The organism is Marinobacter daepoensis DSM 16072 (assembly GCF_000421165.1).
In the GTDB taxonomy this organism is placed as follows: domain Bacteria; phylum Pseudomonadota; class Gammaproteobacteria; order Pseudomonadales; family Oleiphilaceae; genus Marinobacter; species Marinobacter daepoensis.
This window is the reverse complement of the sequence record NZ_ATWI01000010.1, coordinates 435,900-452,312: the sequence shown is the minus strand read 5'-3', so window position 1 is coordinate 452,312 and position 16,413 is coordinate 435,900. Positions and strand designations below refer to the sequence as shown.

At 57.1% G+C, this 16,413-nt stretch carries 18 protein-coding genes; 9 read left to right on the top strand and 9 right to left on the bottom strand.

The annotated features are described in order from the left end of the window. The coding region (locus tag K325_RS18730; RefSeq protein WP_211218152.1) for a hypothetical protein at positions 1 to 187 on the top strand (187 nt) is incomplete at its 5' end. A 214-nt stretch (positions 188 to 401) separates the two neighbouring features. On the opposite strand, the gene tyrS is transcribed toward K325_RS18730, so the two are convergent. Continuing rightward, positions 402 to 1,604, bottom strand: a complete 1,203-nt coding sequence (gene tyrS, locus K325_RS0112000; protein WP_029654510.1) for a tyrosine--tRNA ligase — start codon at positions 1,602 to 1,604, stop codon at positions 402 to 404. A gap of 304 nt (positions 1,605 to 1,908) precedes the next feature. Here tyrS and K325_RS0111995 point away from each other — a divergent pair, with 304 nt between their 5' ends. Together K325_RS0111995 and K325_RS0111990 are read left to right on the top strand one after the other, a co-directional pair. Beyond that, positions 1,909 to 3,285, top strand: a complete 1,377-nt coding sequence (locus K325_RS0111995; RefSeq protein ID WP_029654509.1) for an OapA family protein — start codon at positions 1,909 to 1,911, stop codon at positions 3,283 to 3,285. Between the two features lie 2 nt (positions 3,286 to 3,287). After that, positions 3,288 to 4,388 (top strand): anhydro-N-acetylmuramic acid kinase, encoded by a 1,101-nt coding sequence (locus K325_RS0111990; protein ID WP_029654508.1) that lies wholly within the window; start codon positions 3,288 to 3,290, stop codon positions 4,386 to 4,388. Between the two features lies 1 nt (position 4,389). Here K325_RS0111990 and erpA read toward each other — a convergent pair whose 3' ends face one another. The 4 genes from erpA to argC all read right to left on the bottom strand — a co-directional run bounded on the left by erpA (position 4,390) and on the right by argC (position 7,041). After that, complete coding sequence (erpA, locus tag K325_RS0111985) at positions 4,390 to 4,722, bottom strand: iron-sulfur cluster insertion protein ErpA (protein WP_199453137.1); 333 nt, start codon at positions 4,720 to 4,722, stop codon at positions 4,390 to 4,392. An 83-nt stretch (positions 4,723 to 4,805) separates the two neighbouring features. Continuing rightward, positions 4,806 to 5,252, bottom strand: coding sequence for a bactofilin family protein (locus K325_RS0111980; protein WP_029654506.1), 447 nt, complete (start codon positions 5,250 to 5,252; stop codon positions 4,806 to 4,808). A gap of 1 nt (position 5,253) precedes the next feature. Then, complete coding sequence (locus K325_RS0111975; RefSeq protein ID WP_029654505.1) at positions 5,254 to 5,994, bottom strand: DUF6776 family protein; 741 nt, start codon at positions 5,992 to 5,994, stop codon at positions 5,254 to 5,256. 9 nt (positions 5,995 to 6,003) lie between these two features. Further along, positions 6,004 to 7,041: an N-acetyl-gamma-glutamyl-phosphate reductase gene (argC, locus tag K325_RS0111970; protein WP_029654504.1), complete on the bottom strand. Its 1,038-nt coding sequence runs from the start codon at positions 7,039 to 7,041 to the stop codon at positions 6,004 to 6,006. A 154-nt stretch (positions 7,042 to 7,195) separates the two neighbouring features. On the opposite strand from argC, the gene K325_RS0111965 reads away from it, so the two are divergent. The 5 genes from K325_RS0111965 to hemL are packed head-to-tail and all read left to right on the top strand — an operon-like array spanning position 7,196 to position 12,149. Beyond that, positions 7,196 to 8,971 (top strand): chloride channel protein, encoded by a 1,776-nt coding sequence (locus K325_RS0111965; RefSeq protein ID WP_029654503.1) that lies wholly within the window; start codon positions 7,196 to 7,198, stop codon positions 8,969 to 8,971. A 3-nt stretch (positions 8,972 to 8,974) separates the two neighbouring features. Next, entirely contained in the window at positions 8,975 to 9,397 is a 423-nt protein-coding gene (gene hemJ / locus K325_RS0111960; protein WP_029654502.1) for a protoporphyrinogen oxidase HemJ, read from the top strand. A 41-nt stretch (positions 9,398 to 9,438) separates the two neighbouring features. Then, the gene (gene thiD / locus K325_RS0111955; protein WP_029654501.1) at positions 9,439 to 10,200 is read left to right on the top strand and encodes a bifunctional hydroxymethylpyrimidine kinase/phosphomethylpyrimidine kinase; all 762 of its coding nucleotides are present in this window, start codon (positions 9,439 to 9,441) and stop codon (positions 10,198 to 10,200) included. Further along, complete coding sequence (gene thiE, locus K325_RS0111950; protein ID WP_029654500.1) at positions 10,188 to 10,856, top strand: thiamine phosphate synthase; 669 nt, start codon at positions 10,188 to 10,190, stop codon at positions 10,854 to 10,856. Before thiD ends, thiE begins: the two co-directional genes overlap by 13 nt. Before the next feature lie 12 nt (positions 10,857 to 10,868). Further along, positions 10,869 to 12,149 (top strand): glutamate-1-semialdehyde 2,1-aminomutase, encoded by a 1,281-nt coding sequence (gene hemL, locus K325_RS0111945; protein ID WP_029654499.1) that lies wholly within the window; start codon positions 10,869 to 10,871, stop codon positions 12,147 to 12,149. Between the two features lie 54 nt (positions 12,150 to 12,203). On the opposite strand, the gene K325_RS0111940 is transcribed toward hemL, so the two are convergent. The 4 genes from K325_RS0111940 to K325_RS0111925 all read right to left on the bottom strand — a co-directional run bounded on the left by K325_RS0111940 (position 12,204) and on the right by K325_RS0111925 (position 15,266). Beyond that, complete coding sequence (locus K325_RS0111940; RefSeq protein ID WP_029654498.1) at positions 12,204 to 13,535, bottom strand: tetratricopeptide repeat protein; 1,332 nt, start codon at positions 13,533 to 13,535, stop codon at positions 12,204 to 12,206. A gap of 69 nt (positions 13,536 to 13,604) precedes the next feature. Continuing rightward, entirely contained in the window at positions 13,605 to 13,994 is a 390-nt protein-coding gene (locus K325_RS0111935; protein ID WP_029654497.1) for a hypothetical protein, read from the bottom strand. Continuing rightward, entirely contained in the window at positions 13,991 to 14,674 is a 684-nt protein-coding gene (locus K325_RS0111930) for a zf-HC2 domain-containing protein (RefSeq protein WP_029654496.1), read from the bottom strand. The genes K325_RS0111935 and K325_RS0111930 overlap by 4 nt, the downstream gene beginning before the upstream one ends. Before the next feature lie 4 nt (positions 14,675 to 14,678). Continuing rightward, positions 14,679 to 15,266 (bottom strand): RNA polymerase sigma factor, encoded by a 588-nt coding sequence (locus K325_RS0111925; protein WP_029654495.1) that lies wholly within the window; start codon positions 15,264 to 15,266, stop codon positions 14,679 to 14,681. A 192-nt stretch (positions 15,267 to 15,458) separates the two neighbouring features. On the opposite strand from K325_RS0111925, the gene K325_RS0111920 reads away from it, so the two are divergent. Further along, a complete protein-coding gene (locus K325_RS0111920; RefSeq protein ID WP_029654494.1) occupies positions 15,459 to 16,388 on the top strand; it encodes a DUF4382 domain-containing protein in 930 nt (309 codons plus the stop codon). Positions 16,389 to 16,413 lie beyond the last annotated feature (25 nt).

The following is a 16,413-nucleotide window of genomic DNA, read 5'->3' as shown; positions in this document are numbered from 1 at the left end:
TATTTCGTGTCCGAAATACCTCGGCCAGCGCCCACACGAATTACTTGGTCAACTTTTTAAAGAGCGTTTGAGCTGCTGCTCAATCAAGGTGGCGTATTCTACATCGTTTCGCCGCCTTGTCAACCGTTTATTTTCAGTGATTTGCTTTCTTTCGAAAGCCACCGAATCCAACCGGCTTACTGCTTAATCGAGGCGCGCATTCTACACTGAACCGCCACCTTGTCAACCACTTTATGAAGAATTTGTTAAACCATTTTCTTCAACACTTTCAAGTGGTTACTTCCAGTTCGTTCCGCTTGTCAGCGGCTTGTCCCTCAGAAGTGGTGCGCATTCTACAGCCCTCAGGAAATCTGTCAACGGCCAATTTGAACTTTTTTCAAATTGGCCGTGACTTCCTCGCCTCAGGCGACGACCACCACTTTGGCGATCTTCTTTTTACCTGCCTGAATGACGCACTCATCACCTTCTACAAACAGACGCTCGCCATCAAACTGCTGGCCATCTACATAGACCGCACCACGACCCAGCACATCCCGCGCAGCTGCCCCATTCTTCACCAACCCTGCCAGACGAAGGACTGCCGGCATAGGGATTTCCGACTGGCCTTCCAGAGAAACTTCCACCACTGGCACATTATCAGGAATCTCTCCCAGCGCCACGCGATTACCAGCCGAGCGGTGAGCCGTGCTGGCAGCCTCCTCATCATGAAAACGAGTAATCAACTCTTCAGCAAGCAGCTTCTTATAGTCCTGGGGATTTTCACCTGCAGCAACAGAGGCCTTGAACTGCTCGATCTCAGCCATCGGCCGGAAGCTCAGCAACTCGAAGTATCTCCAGAGCAATTCATCAGGCATAGACAACAACTTGGTATACATTTCGCCAGGCGCATCGCTGACCCCGACATAGTTCCCCAAAGACTTGGACATCTTCTGAACACCATCAAGGCCTTCCAGGATGGGCACCGTCAGAATCGCCTGCGGCTTCTGTCCATAATGCTTCTGCAGAATCCGCCCCATCAGCAAATTGAACTTCTGATCGGTACCACCCAACTCAACGTCCGCCTCCAACGCCACAGAATCGTAGCCCTGAATCAAAGGATAAAGAAATTCATGGATGGCGATCGACTGCTCCGACCGATAACGCTTGGTGAAGTCGTCCCTTTCCAGCATTCGGGCAACGGTGTATTGCCCTGCGAGACGAATCATATCTGCGGCGGTCATACTGTTCATCCACTCCGAGTTGAAGACAACACGGGTTTTATCAGGATCCAGAATCTTGAACACCTGCTCTTTATAGGTAAGCGCGTTCGCGAGAACTTGCTCATTCGTAAGCGGCGGCCGGGTAGCACTCTTACCAGAGGGATCTCCGATCATACCGGTGAAATCCCCTATCAGAAAAATCACTTCGTGCCCGAGGTCCTGGAACTGCCGAAGCTTATTAATAAGTACCGTATGCCCGAGATGCAGATCCGGCGCCGTAGGATCAAAACCCGCCTTCACTCTCAGCGGCCGCCCCTCTTTCAGCTTTTCGACCAGATCTTCCTCGGGGATTAGCTCATCAATCCCCCGCTTGATAATCGCCAACGCTTCATCAATTGATGCCATGAACCCCTCACCGTTTGTGACAATAAAGCAAGCGCCGGTTACAGAGCCCTACATAAAGAAAGCTGTGAGTTACCGACGCCCCTGATAAAGTGGAGCTGCTCAGAATTCGACCAATCAGAGCCCCAAAAAAACCGGGATTATACCAGCGGCAACACTGTTTGTACGATCAGCCAACCCCTGGCACTGTAATGTTCGGCACTGTCGCAATCCCGTCATATACGGTAATCTGAAGGTCTATACTTGACCTGGCGCTTTAATAAGCCGGCACAAAATACTGGATTACCGATCAAAACGGGTGAGCTTCGTGCTGAAAACATTCCCCAAAACCCACATTACCCTCGCAGCCGCCGCAACCGTGATTGTTTCAGCGGCGGCGCTGATGAGCCCCAGCGCAGACGTTGAAGCCAAAAGAATGAGCTACACCGTCGATCTGGACCAAGGCCTGGTGTCCGGCTCCGCCTCGCAAGAGCCGGCCCTTCCGTCAACCACGGCCACCTCCCCGACAGAAGTCATCCCGGAAGTACCGGGAGCGACAGCACCAGCCCAGGCCGATGCATCACAGGAAGCGGCCATCCAATGGCAAGAGATCACCATCCGCTCTGGCGACACGCTGTCTACCCTGTTCCGCAAAGCCGGCTTCAACGATGGCCTTATGCTTTCTGTGATTAACGGAGAAGGTGAGGCCGATAAACTTCAACGGCTCTATGCCGGCGAAGACATTCGCTTTGGCGTTAACGACGAAGGCGAACTGATGGGGATTGAGCTGAAACGCAGCCTTCTCGAATCCCTGAAAATCACCAGAACCGATGATGGCTTTCATGGAGAGACGGCAATTCGCGAGCCAGAGGCAAGGCCTGCCTTTGCCGCCGGCGTCATTGATGGATCGCTTTATCTTTCCGCCCGCGATGCCGGACTGAATGACCGCCTGACCATGGAGCTGGCCGGAATCTTCGGCTGGGATATCGATTTCGTCTACGATGTCAGAAAAGGCGACAGCTTCGAAGTGGTCTACGAGGAGCTGTATATTGACGGCGAAAAGTTCGATACCGGCCGCATTCTCTCTGCCCGCTTTATCAATCGTGGTGAAGATAATGTTGCCCTCCTCTATACCGACTCCAACGGTGAAAGCGACTATTACGCTCCAGATGGCAAAAGCATGCGCAAAGCTTTCCTGAGAGTGCCCATTAACGCCCGGGTGTCTTCAGCTTTTAACCTTCAACGCCGTCATCCGGTCCTGGATGTCGTCCGCCCCCACGAAGGCACAGATTACGCCGCGCCCCCGGGAACTCCGATCAAAGCCGCCGGTAGCGGGCGCGTAAAATTCGCGGGCTGGAAAGGAGGCTATGGCAGAACCGTAGTGCTTCAACATGGCGACAACATTACAACCCTGTACGCGCACATGAGCCGCCTCGGCAAAGGCATCAAGAACGGCACACGGGTGAAACAAGGAGAAACCATCGGGTACGTGGGTTCCTCAGGCATGGTGACCGGCCCCCACCTGCACTATGAATTCCGAATAAACGGCTCACCAAGGAACTCCCGAACTGTGAAGCTGCCGGATGCCAAGCCCATTTCCGGCACAGAAATGGCCCGGTTCAAGAAACACACCGAGCAACGCCTTGCCCAATTCAACGGGTTCCGCGAAAGCGGCCAGCAGCTTGCGCTGGCACCGGACAACTGATCATGGATTTATGGTTAGGCCTGATGTCGGGCACCAGCATGGACGCTGTCGATGCGGCCCTGGTGTCCTTTGACCACAAAAGCCTGCAGGTTCACCATACCGCATCGCTGCCATACCCTGATCAGCTTCGCCAGCGACTAATACTGGCAACGCGGAATCAAGCAAATCCGGATGAACTCGGAGAGCTGGACTCACTGGTTGGCCAGCACTTTGCGGAAGCTGGTGCCGCACTGATAGATCAGTCTGGGATTGACCCAAGGCAGATTCGCGCCGTTGGCAGTCATGGTCAGACGATCCGCCACCAACCCTCGGGCAACGCCCCGTTTTCAACCCAGATTGGCAACGCCGCGTGGCTGGCAGAACGTCTGGGCATTGCTGCTGTTTCCGATTTTCGCAGCCGGGATATCGCCGCGGGAGGCCAGGGTGCCCCCCTGGTGCCAGCGTTCCATCGCTGGCTCTTCGCCTCCCAAGAACAAGACCGATGCATTCTGAATCTGGGTGGCATTGCCAATATCACCTGGCTGCCGGCAGCCTCCAGAAAGCCCATCATTGGCTTCGATACTGGCCCAGCCAACGCCCTTCTGGATGCCTGGTGTCTGGATCAGACGGGACGCCACTACGATGAAGACGGGCATCTCGCGCGCGAAGGCGCAACCTGCCCGGAACTTCTTGCCAGCATGCTGTCGGACGCCTACTTCAGTAAGCCAGCCCCCAAAAGCACCGGCAAAGAACGCTTTAACATCGACTGGATCCACACCCACCTGAAACGCTTCGAGGGATTGCCCACCGAAGACGTTCAGCGGACATTACTGCAACTGACGGTCACCACCATTCTTCAGCAATTGCCGCAGGAAAGTGCCGAGATGGCGGTTTATGCCTGTGGCGGCGGCACGTTTAACCATCTTTTGATGAACGAACTGAGATTGGGGTTGGGCTCAGTTGCCTTTCACACCACTGCGGATCTTGGGTTGCACCCACAATGGGTAGAGCCTGTCGCGTTTGCCTGGCTGGCCCGGCAAGCGATCCTTCGCTTACCAGGTAACGTGCCCGAAGTCACAGGAGCTTCGGGCGAGAGGATTCTGGGCGCGGTTTACCTGCCCTGACTCAGATTGAGAACGAACTGCCACAGCCACAGGTGGAACTCGCGTTCGGATTCTGAACGACAAACTGGGAACCCTGCAGCCCTTCCTGATAGTCGATGGTCGCCCCCACAAGGTACTGGTAACTCATGGAATCCACCAACAACTTGACGCCGTCACGCTCAATGACGGTGTCGTCCTCTTCCTGACTTTCATCAAAAGAGAAGCCGTACTGAAAGCCGGAACAGCCGCCCCCTGTGACGAAGACACGCAGTTTCAGATCAGGATTCTCTTCTTCCTCAATCAATTCGCGTACCTTGGCGACGGCGTTGTCAGTGAAAAACAACGGCGCGGCCATCTGATGCTGAACTACACTCAAAGTCTGCCTCCGGCGTGATGCTACTGTCGGGAAATTATGGTATTCCTGACTAAAACAATCAACTATTCGGACTTCTCCTCATCATCGCCGGCAATAACAGGCTCTGCCAGTCTGTCCTCGTGAGTCAGCAACCCGCTGTTTTCATCTTTACGCACCAGGTTACCGTTTACCGAAGCCCCTATGGCCATTTCGATCAAACGATAATAGACATTTCCGGTTACAACGGCTTTTTCCGCCAACTCAAGATGTGTGGAGGCATGAACGTCTCCCTTCACTTTACCGTTAACAATGATGTGGGGCGCAATCACATCCCCCACAATCTCTCCTACTTCCGACAGTCGCACGACGGCTTCGGAGCTGTCTTCAGCAACCACCCGCCCCTTTATGGTTCCATCCACGTGAAGACCGCCGGAGAAGTGAACGTCGCCCTCAATCGTGGTTTTACCAGAAATCAACGTATCAAAGTGGCCCGGGGCGCGGCGGGGTTTCTGCTTTTTCTTGCCAAGCATGTCAGTTCTCCGTTAGGTCTTTCCAATCAAATGTTCGCTCAGACTGCGACGCTTTGCGCCCTTCAGCCTGAGCCACCACCTGGATTTCATATGGGGCAAAGCCATCAGGAAGGCGCAGAGTACCTTCAATATCCTGAAAATAGCGGAAGCGGAATTTCACTCCCAGGTCATCGATTTCATCGGACAGATCCCGGAGCGCAATCACTTCTTTCTCGCCCTCCTGAGTGCCGATGACGTTGACGGCCACCAGGCCCGAGATATAGCTTTTATTATTACCGACCTGAGTCAGCACCATTTTGAAGTCGTAGGTGCCGTCGGAACGGGCCGGCGTGACGGTAAAACTGTCAACCTGAAGCCCTTTGCTGGTCTCGGAGGGGGCCATGATATTCCGGTAGAAGGTCAGATCGGCTTCAAGCTCTGAAATCCGGGTTTCCAGGCCAACCATCGTGTTCCTGGCTTCACGCAGAGCCTGCTCGTCTATGGCTCGCCCACGCTCCAGGTTGATCAGGCTCTGACGAGCCTCACGATATTGCTCCTGAAGTGTTTCCACCTGGTCCAGTAAGTGCTCAGCCGAGGCCTCTGCCGAACTGAAACGAAAACCACCCTGAGCCAGGCCCGCCGCATACCCAGCCACGGCGGCAACGACCGTAAACCCCAGCAAAATCAGGCTCCGGCGCAAGCGATAGCCTGGCCGGTGCCGGATCACAACGTATTCATCTGCGGGCTTGCGGGAGTCGCTCACAACCGGTCCTTATGGCAACAGGGCCGGAGCGCTCAGCCCCAAACGTTCATCCAGCCCAAACATAATATTCATGTTCTGAACAGCCTGACCGGCGGCACCTTTTACCAGGTTATCAATGACCGAAGACACAATGACGATATTGCTGTTTTCCTGCCGGTGCAGCGCCATCCGGCAGTGATTCGCACCACGAACACTTCGGGTTTCAGGGTGGCTGCCAAACGGCATGACATCCACAAACGGCTCGTTCTCATAACGGGCTTCATAAAGTGACTGCAGCCGGTCGAAATCGGCAACATCCACCAGTTCCGCATACAAGGTGGCCTCAATGCCGCGAATCATGGGAACAAGGTGGGGCACAAACGTCACTCCCACCCCCTTACCCGCCGCGGCACTGAGGCCCTGTCGGATTTCGGGTAAGTGCCTGTGGCCGGAAGCCCCGTAAGCTTTGAAGCTCTCCCCGATTTCGCCGTGGAGCATGCCGATTTTCCCCTGACGCCCTGCGCCACTCGCGCCGGATTTGGCATCGGCAATCAATCGGGCAGGATTCACAAGGCCCTGCTCCAGCAGTGGCAGGAAACCCAACTGTACCGCCGTAGGATAACAACCTGGGTTCGCAACCAGCTGAGCATCCCGAATGGCGGCCCGGGCCACCTCGGGTAACCCGTAGACGGCTTTTCCAGCCCACTCTGCACTTTCGTGAGCCATTCCATACCAATCCGCCCAGGTGTCCAGATCCTTGAGGCGAAAATCGGCGGACAGATCTACAACGCGTACACCAGCGGCCATCAGTTCCGGCACCATGCGCATGGCCACACCATGAGGTGTTGCAAAAAACACCAGATCACAGCCTGCCAGCACACTGGCATCCGGCTCGGAAAAGGCCAGATCAACATGGCCTCGCAGGTTCGGATACATATCAGCCACGGGCATACCCGCCTCAGACCGTGAGGTAATACAGACGACCTCTGCTTCCGGGTGTACCGCCAGGATTCTCAGCAGCTCTACGCCCGTATATCCGGTACCACCGACGATGCCTACTTTAATCACTCTTCTCTCCAACGCGATCTGTGCAGAATTGGGAACTCAGGATTCGTAGTCTAACATGATAAACCAAGGACTTATTGCAGCCTGCGGGCCCACCGTTACAATGTTCAAACAAATCTTCAAATGATCCTGACACTTCAACCGGAACACCTCGTCAATGCGTAGCATCTGGCAACAGATTACCGAGAATCTGATCCCCGTTTTCCGGCGAAAACTCTCCGGGGTTGATGCCTTGCCTCAACTGGCGGTGCTAGGCCTGCTCTCAGGCATTGTCACGGGTATCGTTATTCTGCTGTTTCGCCTGGCCATCGAGTGGCCACTGGAACACTTTCTCCCGGGGCATGGCTCTGAGAGCTTTGAAGAGTTGGATCTGCTTACCCGTGGGCTATTGCCACTGGCTGGTGCCCTTGGTCTTGGCCTGCTCCTGCATAAACTGGCCCTCCACGACCGGAAAGTCGGCATCGTCCACATCATGGAACGACTCAATTATCATCAGGGCTACATTTCGTTCCGGAGCGCTCTGGTCCAGTTTATTGCCGGAGTGACCACCGTCATCACTGGTCAGTCCGCTGGCCGGGAAGGTCCTGCAGTTCATCTGGGGGCTGCGTTCTCAAGCCTGCTGGGACAGTGGATGCGTTTGCCCAACAACAGCATTCGTACTCTGGTGGCCTGCGGATGTGCGGCGGCAATTTCGGCGTCATTCAACACCCCCATCTCTGGTGTCATCTTCGCGATGGAAGTGGTGATGATGGAATACACCATTGCCGGCTTTACCCCCATTATCCTGGCAGCAGTCAGCGCCGCCATCGTGACGCAGGCAGTCTACGGATCTGAGCCGGCTTTCAGTGTCCCGGCCCTGACCATGAACTCGCTGCTCGAAATTCCCTGGATTCTGGTGATCGCCATCATCATCGGCATCGCTGCAGCCGGGTTCATCCACCTGGTTGACAGCATGGGCCGCTACCACCATCGTCCGGTTTTGCTGAGAATTGCCGTTGCAGGCCTGTTGATGGTGCCTTTTGCTCTGGTCGTCCCTGAAACCATGGGCATCGGTTACGACACCGTGAGCGAAACCATTCACGGTGAACTGGGTTTCTGGCTGTTGCTGGGGGTCGGCGGAGCCAAACTGATCATCACCGGGCTATCCATCGGGCTGGGCATGCCCAGCGGCGTGATTGGTCCCACCGTTTTTATGGGTGCGACCCTAGGCGGGGCTATGGGTCTGGTGGGTGCTCATGTTTTCCCGGATATTGCTTCATCGGTCGGTTTCTACGCCATGCTCGGTATGGGCGCGATGATGGGCGCCGTACTTCAGGCGCCATTGGCAGCTCTGATGGCGCTGATGGAGCTGACCCGAAACCCCAACATCATTCTGCCTGGCATGCTGATCATTACCACAGCCAGCCTCGTAACCAGCGAAGCGTTTGGCAAGAAGTCCCTGTTCCTTACCATCCTCAAGAGCCAGGGCCTGAGCTATCAGAACTCCCCGGTCATACAGGCATTGCGGAGGGTCTCGGTAGGCGCAATCATGGAAAGGAACATTCTCCGGACAGAACGGGAGCTAACCCCGGATGAAACCCGAAAAGCCCTGAAGACCGAACCCAAGTGGCTGCTGGTTGAGGGAACCAATGGCCCGGCAGCCCTGCTGCCAGCCGTCGACCTGGCGCGCTTCCTCGAAGATACCGAGAAACAAGCGGCCGAAGAGGGCTCGGACATGCCCGAATCCATCGACCTGATGGAGATTCCGGCGAACCGCCGGGACGTGGCCCCCGTGCAGTATCAGGCCACTCTGGAAGAGGCCCTGGAGCAATTCGACAACACACAGGCTGAAGCGCTATACGTACAACGCCATGTGGCCCCTATGATCCAACGGGTTTATGGTGTGGTCCTGCAATCCGACATTGAAAGTTACTACCAATACCGACGGAGCTGACGAATGCTTTGGGTGAAAGCGTTTCATATTATCTCGCTGGTGTGCTGGTTTGCCGGCATTTTCTATCTGCCCAGACTGTTCGTGTATCATGCCGCCTGCGAGGACGAGGCAGGCCGGGAGCGTTTCAAAATTATGGAACGCAAGCTCTATCGGGGTATCACCACCCCGTCCATGATTGCTACGGTCTTGTTCGGAGTCTGGCTACTGAGCTACAACTGGTCCGGCTACTTCAGCCAGGGCTGGTTGCACGCAAAGCTCACTCTGGTAGCGCTGCTGGTGGGATACCACTTTTACTGCGGGCATCTGGTCAAGGTGTTCCGGGACGACAAAAACACGCGCAGCCATGTATTTTACCGCTGGTTTAATGAATTACCGGTGTTCGCCTTGCTGGCTATCGTGATTCTTGCTGTTGTTAAACCCTTCTGAGGAGACCGGCCATCAAAAGCTTTACTCGCCCCCACGTACTGGTGCTATCCGGGTTAGACCCTTCTGGTGGCGCAGGCCTTCAGGCCGACATCCAGGCCATCACATCGATTGGTGCCCACCCCCTCCCGGTGCTGGCCTGCCTGACGATTCAGGACACCCGGAATGTCTATGGCGCAGAGACCGTCAATCCGGACCTCATCCGTCAGCAACTTCAGCGTCTGGCTCAGGATACACCGATTCACGCCATCAAAACCGGCGCTCTGGGCGATGCAGCCGTTGTCGAGGTCCTGGTCGATTTCCTGCAGGGGCAGCCCGACATCCCGCTGATCGTAGACCCGGTTATCAAGGCGGCCGGTGGAGGAGACCTCGCCGATGAAGCGCTGGTCACCGCCATGAAAGAAAGACTCTTCCCGCATGCCGAAATGATCACCCCCAACGGCATAGAGCTGGCGCAGCTTGGAGGCAGTGATGATCCGGCAGTCGCCGCTCGCACTCTGCTGGACACAGGTTGTGAATCGATCCTGGCAACCGGGGGGCATGGCACAGGCATTCATATCATTAACACCCTATACAACCACGCACCGACCCCCATGGAATGGGAGGTTGAACGGGTGGGCAGTAACGAATTCCATGGTACGGGCTGCACCCTGGCCGCCGCCATTGCGGCCGGCAGGGCCATGGGCCTGTCACCGCGAGCCGCGATTTCCCAGGCCCAGAATTACGTTCACCGAGCCCTGCTGCATGCACTCACCGTTGGCAAAGGCCAACGGGTACCCGACCGGGGCATCCTGTGGGAGCGTTAAGAAAACCGCTTCGCCCCGGTCTGTATGCCATTACGGACAACCGGTTAACCCCGCCGGAAACCCTGATCCCTGCCGTCGAGGCAGCCCTCAGGGGCGGCGCGTGCCTGGTCCAGTACCGTGACAAAGGCTCGTCCGCCGCGGAGAGACTGTCACAGGCACAAGACCTCAGCAGCCTCTGCCAGTCGTTTGCTGTACCACTGTTGATTAACGACGACCCGGAGCTGGCTATTCGGGTTGGGGCTGCCGGCGTACACCTGGGCCAAAACGACTGTGCCCTGAGCGATGCCCGGCGGCGCCTGGGGGATGAGGCGATTATCGGGATTACCTGCCACCACAGCATGGAACTTGCCCGCTCAGCTGCGGTCAACGGAGCGGATTACCTGGCTTTTGGTCGTTTTTACCACTCTGACACTAAGCCCGGCGCTCCCCCCGCCTCTCCCGAGGTTCTGGGAGAAGCACGCACCCTCGGGGTGCCTGTGACCGCCATCGGGGGCATTACACGCACAAATGCTGAGCCGCTGATCCGGGCCGGAGCCGACCTGCTGGCGGTTGTCGGCGGGCTGTTCGGCGGACAACCTGATGACATCGAAGCCCGGGCCCTGGCCTTTTCGCAATTGTTTGCCCGGCACCACCCACTTTTTTCCCTTTCCGAGTAAGAGGAGACAACCGTGACCCATTCCGAAACCCTGTTTGAGCAGGCCCAGAAATACATTCCCGGTGGAGTGAACTCCCCGGTCCGGGCATTCCGCGGCGTTGGCGGTACTCCGGTCTTTTTCAAACACGCCGAAGGCGCGTATCTGTACGACGAGGATGATCGCCGCTACATTGACTTCATTGGTTCCTGGGGCCCAATGATCCTTGGGCACTCAGACCCTCGCATCAAAAATGCACTGCACACCCAGGTTGACCTGGGGGTCGGGTACGGCGCCCCCACCGCTATCGAGACCGACATGGCCCGAAAGGTGTGCGAACTGGTCCCCTCGATTGAACTGGTCCGAATGGTCAACTCAGGCACCGAAGCCACCATGAGTGCCCTTCGCCTGGCCCGGGGCTATACCGGCCGTGACAAAGTCGTGAAATTTGAGGGCTGTTACCATGGCCACGTTGATTCCCTGCTGGTCAAAGCCGGTTCTGGCGCTCTGACCCTTGGAGTCCCCAACTCTCCGGGCATTCCCGCCAGCCTGGCCGAGCACACTCTGACCCTGACCTACAATGACATCGACGAAGTCCGCGAAACCTTTCGCCAGATGGGCGATCAGATTGCCGCGATCATTGTTGAACCGGTGGCAGGCAACATGAACTGCATCCCTCCCGTTCCAGGGTTCCTGGAAGGACTGCGAGAGGTGTGCGACGAGCACGGCACCGTGCTGATTTTCGACGAGGTGATGACCGGGTTCCGGGTTTCACTCGGCGGCGCACAGGGCTTCTATGGCGTGACGCCAGACCTGACCGCTCTGGGCAAAGTCATCGGCGGCGGCTTACCCGTCGGCGCCTTTGGTGGCAAACGTGAAATCATGGAACACATTTCTCCGCTCGGCCCGGTCTACCAGGCAGGAACACTTAGCGGGAACCCGCTGGCCATGACGGCCGGCCTGACAACGCTGAATGCGATTTCTGAACCGGGATTTCATGACCGACTGACCGAGAAAACCAACCGGGTGAGGGACGGCTTTAAAGCTGCTGCAGACGAGGCAGGAATCCCACTGGCGGTGCAGTCCGCTGGCGCCATGTTTGGGTTCTTCTTCACCAGCGAGCCGTCGGTAACGCGATTTGATCAGGTCATGGCCTGTGATATCGAACGCTTCAAGGCCTTCTTCCAGGGCATGCTGAAAGAAGGTGTCTACCTGGCGCCGTCCGCCTTCGAGGCCGGCTTCACCACCGCAGCCCTGACCGATCAGGACATCGAATTCACGCTGGCCGCCGCCCGTAAAGTAATGGCCAGTCTCTGATTCGTGACGCCCCCGGGCACCTGTGTGCCGGGGGGCGCTCTGTTTCATCAATACCTAGAACACGCCTTCAAGAGACAGCACCAGGCCGTGGCGCCGGTAGTCATAAACCCTCAGGCGACTGTCCTGATGCTGGAACACCCATTGCTGACGCACCAGCCAACGCTGGCCCAGAGACAGCTCAGCCATCACGCCAACACTTTTCAGATCATCCTCGCGTCGGCGCTCCACCTGCTCGCCAGAATCAGGATCAATCCAGACATGCGGCTTGCCATAGCGACTGTGGCGCAGCATCGCCTCAGCCCCGACAACCAGACCAGGCTTTAGCCGGTATCGAGCATCCAGCATCCATTCATGCCGAGTCGGAGACACGCTGACAAAACCTTCCGGCTCACTCAGGTCATGGCGGTCATTCAGTTCGAGCCGATACCGCGCTCCCAACTCAAGCACCCCAAACCTACGGCGGAGCCCCAACTGCGCCTGATACCACTGGCCGTCGTAGGCTTCGTAGCCCTTGCCACCATCGATCTGCTCCACAGACACTCTAAGATCACACCCCCAGTCACTGCCCGGAAGGCACTCCTGAGACCGCGCCAGCCATTCGCCCCCCCAACGGGTTTCCAACTGCTCCCCCGATAGCCAGGATTGTGAAAAAACCGGCCGAATGCCAAAAATCCAACGCCGCCACGACTGCATACCACCCAGCTTCAACTGCAAAAGCTGCTGGTCGTAATCCTCGTCTTCGGCGTAACGTCGGGCGAACCCGACGAGATCCAGAGTCAGCCAGCGCTCCCTGCCCAACGAATAATTTAAAGACCCGGCAGCAATCAGCTCGGCGTATACACCACCGTCGTTACTCGCCGATGCTTCAGGCGTTGAAGAAAGATTGCTGTCATACCCGCCCCCGAGAGAAAGATAACCCTGAGGAGACAGGCCCCCTTGGACACTCGCCCGCTCCGGCCCTTCACCCAGATCCGCAAGCTGCCGCTCAGCGAGACCCAATACTTTCTCAGGAGCCTCGTCGGCGGCCTCCAGAATGCTTCGGAACCACCGGGCGGCATCATCGGGGCGCTCGTCTGCCAACGCCACCAACCCCAGGTTATAACTTGCCAGGGCCTGATCCCGGCCATTCAGTAAACGAGCGAACCACTGACTTGCGGCATCGTAATCACCTAACTGGTAACAGACGACACCCAGATTGTAATGAAGAGAGGGAGATTGGAGGCCACGCTCTGACGCCTGCTCGAACAGTTTTCGTGCCTGGCCCAGACGCCCTTCACGGAACTGCGCCGTGCCTTCAGAAACCAGCTGCTGGAGGGCGTTTTCAGGTGCGGCGGCAACCGGCCATGACTGCCAGAGCACAAACAGAAGAAGAAGGAGAGAACGCAAAGAAAACCCCGGGCCCAGTCACTGAAGATAAAACCGTTGACGGCGACCGAGGTTACCACAAGCAATCAGCTACGGCCTCGAAGATTGCGGGGGGAGCTCCGGTTTTTTTCCGGGTTCGATAACCGGCCGGTTATCGGGCGTCGGGCGCTGGGGGCGACTTTCACGAGCCTCGCGCGCCCGCTCGGCCATCGACTGGCCAAAGTCCCGCCCTTTCTCACGAACCTGATCCCGAACCACCTGGCCCGGGCGCTCACTGTTTCCCCGGGGTTGGGGACGCTGTTGCAGCGCAGGCAGTTCCGGCAAGCGGATCTCTCGGGTAACCGAGTCCGTGATTTCCTCGTTCTGGTCCACCAGCCTCATGGTCACATCCAAGTCATTCCGGGCGAGAACCGGACCGGAGACCAGCACCAAACCCGCTATTGTTGCCAGAAAAACTGAACCCTTACGGAGGTTTGTCATGTCGCAGGCTCCTTTTCTTTACCAAGCGCATTATCCGCCCCCGGGTAAGCGGGAATCGGAGCCCGAAAAACCTTCTGCCGCCCTTCGGCATCCAGTTCGGCCACAAGCTCCCCGGCTCCGGGAAACAGAATTCTCAATGGCAGGGCCAAGACATTATCTCCCTGCTCAAGGCTGACCTGCCAGCGAACCTGATGCTGACCGGGCAATCCCGTCAGCTCTACGTGTGGAGGCAGACTCAGTGTCAGGGTCACATCATCCAGAGCCTCGCCCGCCGTAAACGCTAACCGGACCGTTCGCTCAACCGGGGCAAGGACCGGCTCTGAAACCGCCAGGGCGCTCTCATTGGCTGCCTGTTCCGGATGCTCCCACCGGTTTGCCTGGCCCAGAAACAGCCCCAAAACAAGAGCCGCGGCGACCGCCGTCCCCCAGGCAACATGAACACCCCGCCCGCCGGTGGCAGGCAGGTGGCTGAAAACACGAGTTTCAAAGTCGGCTCCAGGAGGCTCTGTCTCATACCGTTCCGCCAACTCAGTCATCAGGGTTGCCTCGATGCGACAACTCCGGCGACATTCAGGACATGCTTTCAGATGCGCCTGAACCTCCCGGCTCTGGATCTCGGGTAGCGCTGATCTGACATAGTCAGGCAATTGTGATCGGATTTTCTGACAGGACATGTTCATCACCTCACTCTTCAAGACGCCGGGTGCCCGCTTCCGGTTCCATGCTGTGTTGAAGGTATTTTCTCAGGGCCGCCCGACATCGGTGCAGTCTCGATTTTACCGTCCCCACAGCAACCCCAAGGACTTCGGCGACATCCTCCTGCCGCCAGCCGTCGACATCGTGCAGGAGCAATAACGTACGCTGATCGGGAGAGAGCTGCGCCAGGGCCTGATCCAGCATTGGCCCCAGTTTTTCCCGGTCCAGCACACGCTCCGGGGCCTCGTCGTCTGACTCCAGACTGTCGAACCAGTCGGCCTGGCTTTCCGAGTCCATCAACTCACTCGCCGGCCGATCTGCTCTCCGCCCCCGGCGCCGCACCGTATCAATGAAATGACGGTATAACACCCGATTCAGCCAGGGACGAAGCTGCTCCACCCCTTCAAGCTCAGACAACCTTGGATACAGTTTCACAACCACATCCTGAACCAGATCCTCAGCGTCCTGACGGTTCCCGGTCAGGCGATAGGCAAATGCGTACAAACCTTCAAGGTGAGGCTGTACAAGGCGCTGAAAACGCTTCTGTGCGGAGGGGCGAAAAGGAAAAATGGACAACGACAAACTGCCTGATTGAAATTCTGGAAGCGGGCAGTCTAAACCAGGCCCGCCCCGGGTGCACTCCCGGAGATGATGACGCATTCATGGCCAAATGTTAATGCATTTTCCGGAACCATTTCCCTCCGCACCGCGTGACATTCTCACTGGCTCCCAACGACCAGACCTGAATCCACAAAACCGGAGGGTTTTATGAAGCAACTCAGCAGAGTATTCGCAGTTTCTGCGCTGGCCAGCGCACTGGTAGCCTGTGGCGGTGGCGGCAGTTCCTCTTCATCCGGAGAAACCGGCTCTGTCTCCGTTGGCTTGACCGACGCGCCTGCAATGGACCTGAGCAGTGTGAACATCGCCTTCAACGCCATCCGCCTGAAACCGGCCGACGGCAACTGGCTGGAGTTCAGTCTTGAAGAAACCGGCGTCGTTGACCTGCTGACACTGCAGGGAGGCACCACAGAGCCCTTGATTACCAACGAGGAAGTTCCTGCGGGTGTTTACAATGAAATCCGGCTGCTCATCGATACCGATGCTTCCTATGTCACCAAAGAAAGCGAGGGCAGCAGTCAGTTCACACTGGCGGTACCGTCCGGTGAGCAGAGTGGGCTCAAACTGAAAGGCGACTTCGTGGTTGCCGCCGATTCCAGCAATGCCTTCACCATTGATTTCGACGTTCGCAAGTCCATCGTCGATCCTCAGGGGCAGGCCCTGGCGGACTATATGCTCAAGCCGGTGCTCCGGCTGGTGAACAATCTGGACGTTGGTGAAATGGAAGGCGTCGTGGATTACGCTCTTATCAACTCAGATCGGCTGGCCTCAGAAGCGCTGGCTGATTGTGAATACACCGGAGCGATTTACGTTTATGAGGGCTCCGATGTCACCCCCGTAGACCTGAACGTCGCCCGTGAGGGTACCAACCCCCTGATGGTGGTACCGGTCACTGAGCAGGAGTCTGGCAGCCTGTATGAATGGACTGCCGCGTTCCTGACAGAAGGCCAGTACACCGTCAGCTACAGCTGCCAGCTGGATGACAACGAGACCGACGAGGCCCTGCAGTTTGACGGCACTCAGAACGTCACCGTTGTTGCCGGCGAAACTGCCGTGGCAGACCCCATACCACAGTCCTGAAGTTGTAGCTGTGGCGTTCAGAGAC

What these genes read in the sequence shown, in the direction of transcription:
- tyrS (WP_029654510.1), bottom strand. Translation starts at nt 1,604, where the DNA reads ATGGCATCAATTGATGAAGCGTTGGCGATTATCAAGCGGGGGATTGAT.
- K325_RS0111990 (WP_029654508.1), top strand. Translation starts at nt 3,288, where the DNA reads ATGGATTTATGGTTAGGCCTGATGTCGGGCACCAGCATGGACGCTGTC.
- erpA (WP_199453137.1), bottom strand. Translation starts at nt 4,722, where the DNA reads ATGGCCGCGCCGTTGTTTTTCACTGACAACGCCGTCGCCAAGGTACGC.
- K325_RS0111980 (WP_029654506.1), bottom strand. Translation starts at nt 5,252, where the DNA reads ATGCTTGGCAAGAAAAAGCAGAAACCCCGCCGCGCCCCGGGCCACTTT.
- K325_RS0111965 (WP_029654503.1), top strand. Translation starts at nt 7,196, where the DNA reads ATGCGTAGCATCTGGCAACAGATTACCGAGAATCTGATCCCCGTTTTC.
- hemJ (WP_029654502.1), top strand. Translation starts at nt 8,975, where the DNA reads ATGCTTTGGGTGAAAGCGTTTCATATTATCTCGCTGGTGTGCTGGTTT.
- K325_RS0111935 (WP_029654497.1), bottom strand. Translation starts at nt 13,994, where the DNA reads ATGACAAACCTCCGTAAGGGTTCAGTTTTTCTGGCAACAATAGCGGGT.
- K325_RS0111930 (WP_029654496.1), bottom strand. Translation starts at nt 14,674, where the DNA reads ATGAACATGTCCTGTCAGAAAATCCGATCACAATTGCCTGACTATGTC.
- K325_RS0111920 (WP_029654494.1), top strand. Translation starts at nt 15,459, where the DNA reads ATGAAGCAACTCAGCAGAGTATTCGCAGTTTCTGCGCTGGCCAGCGCA.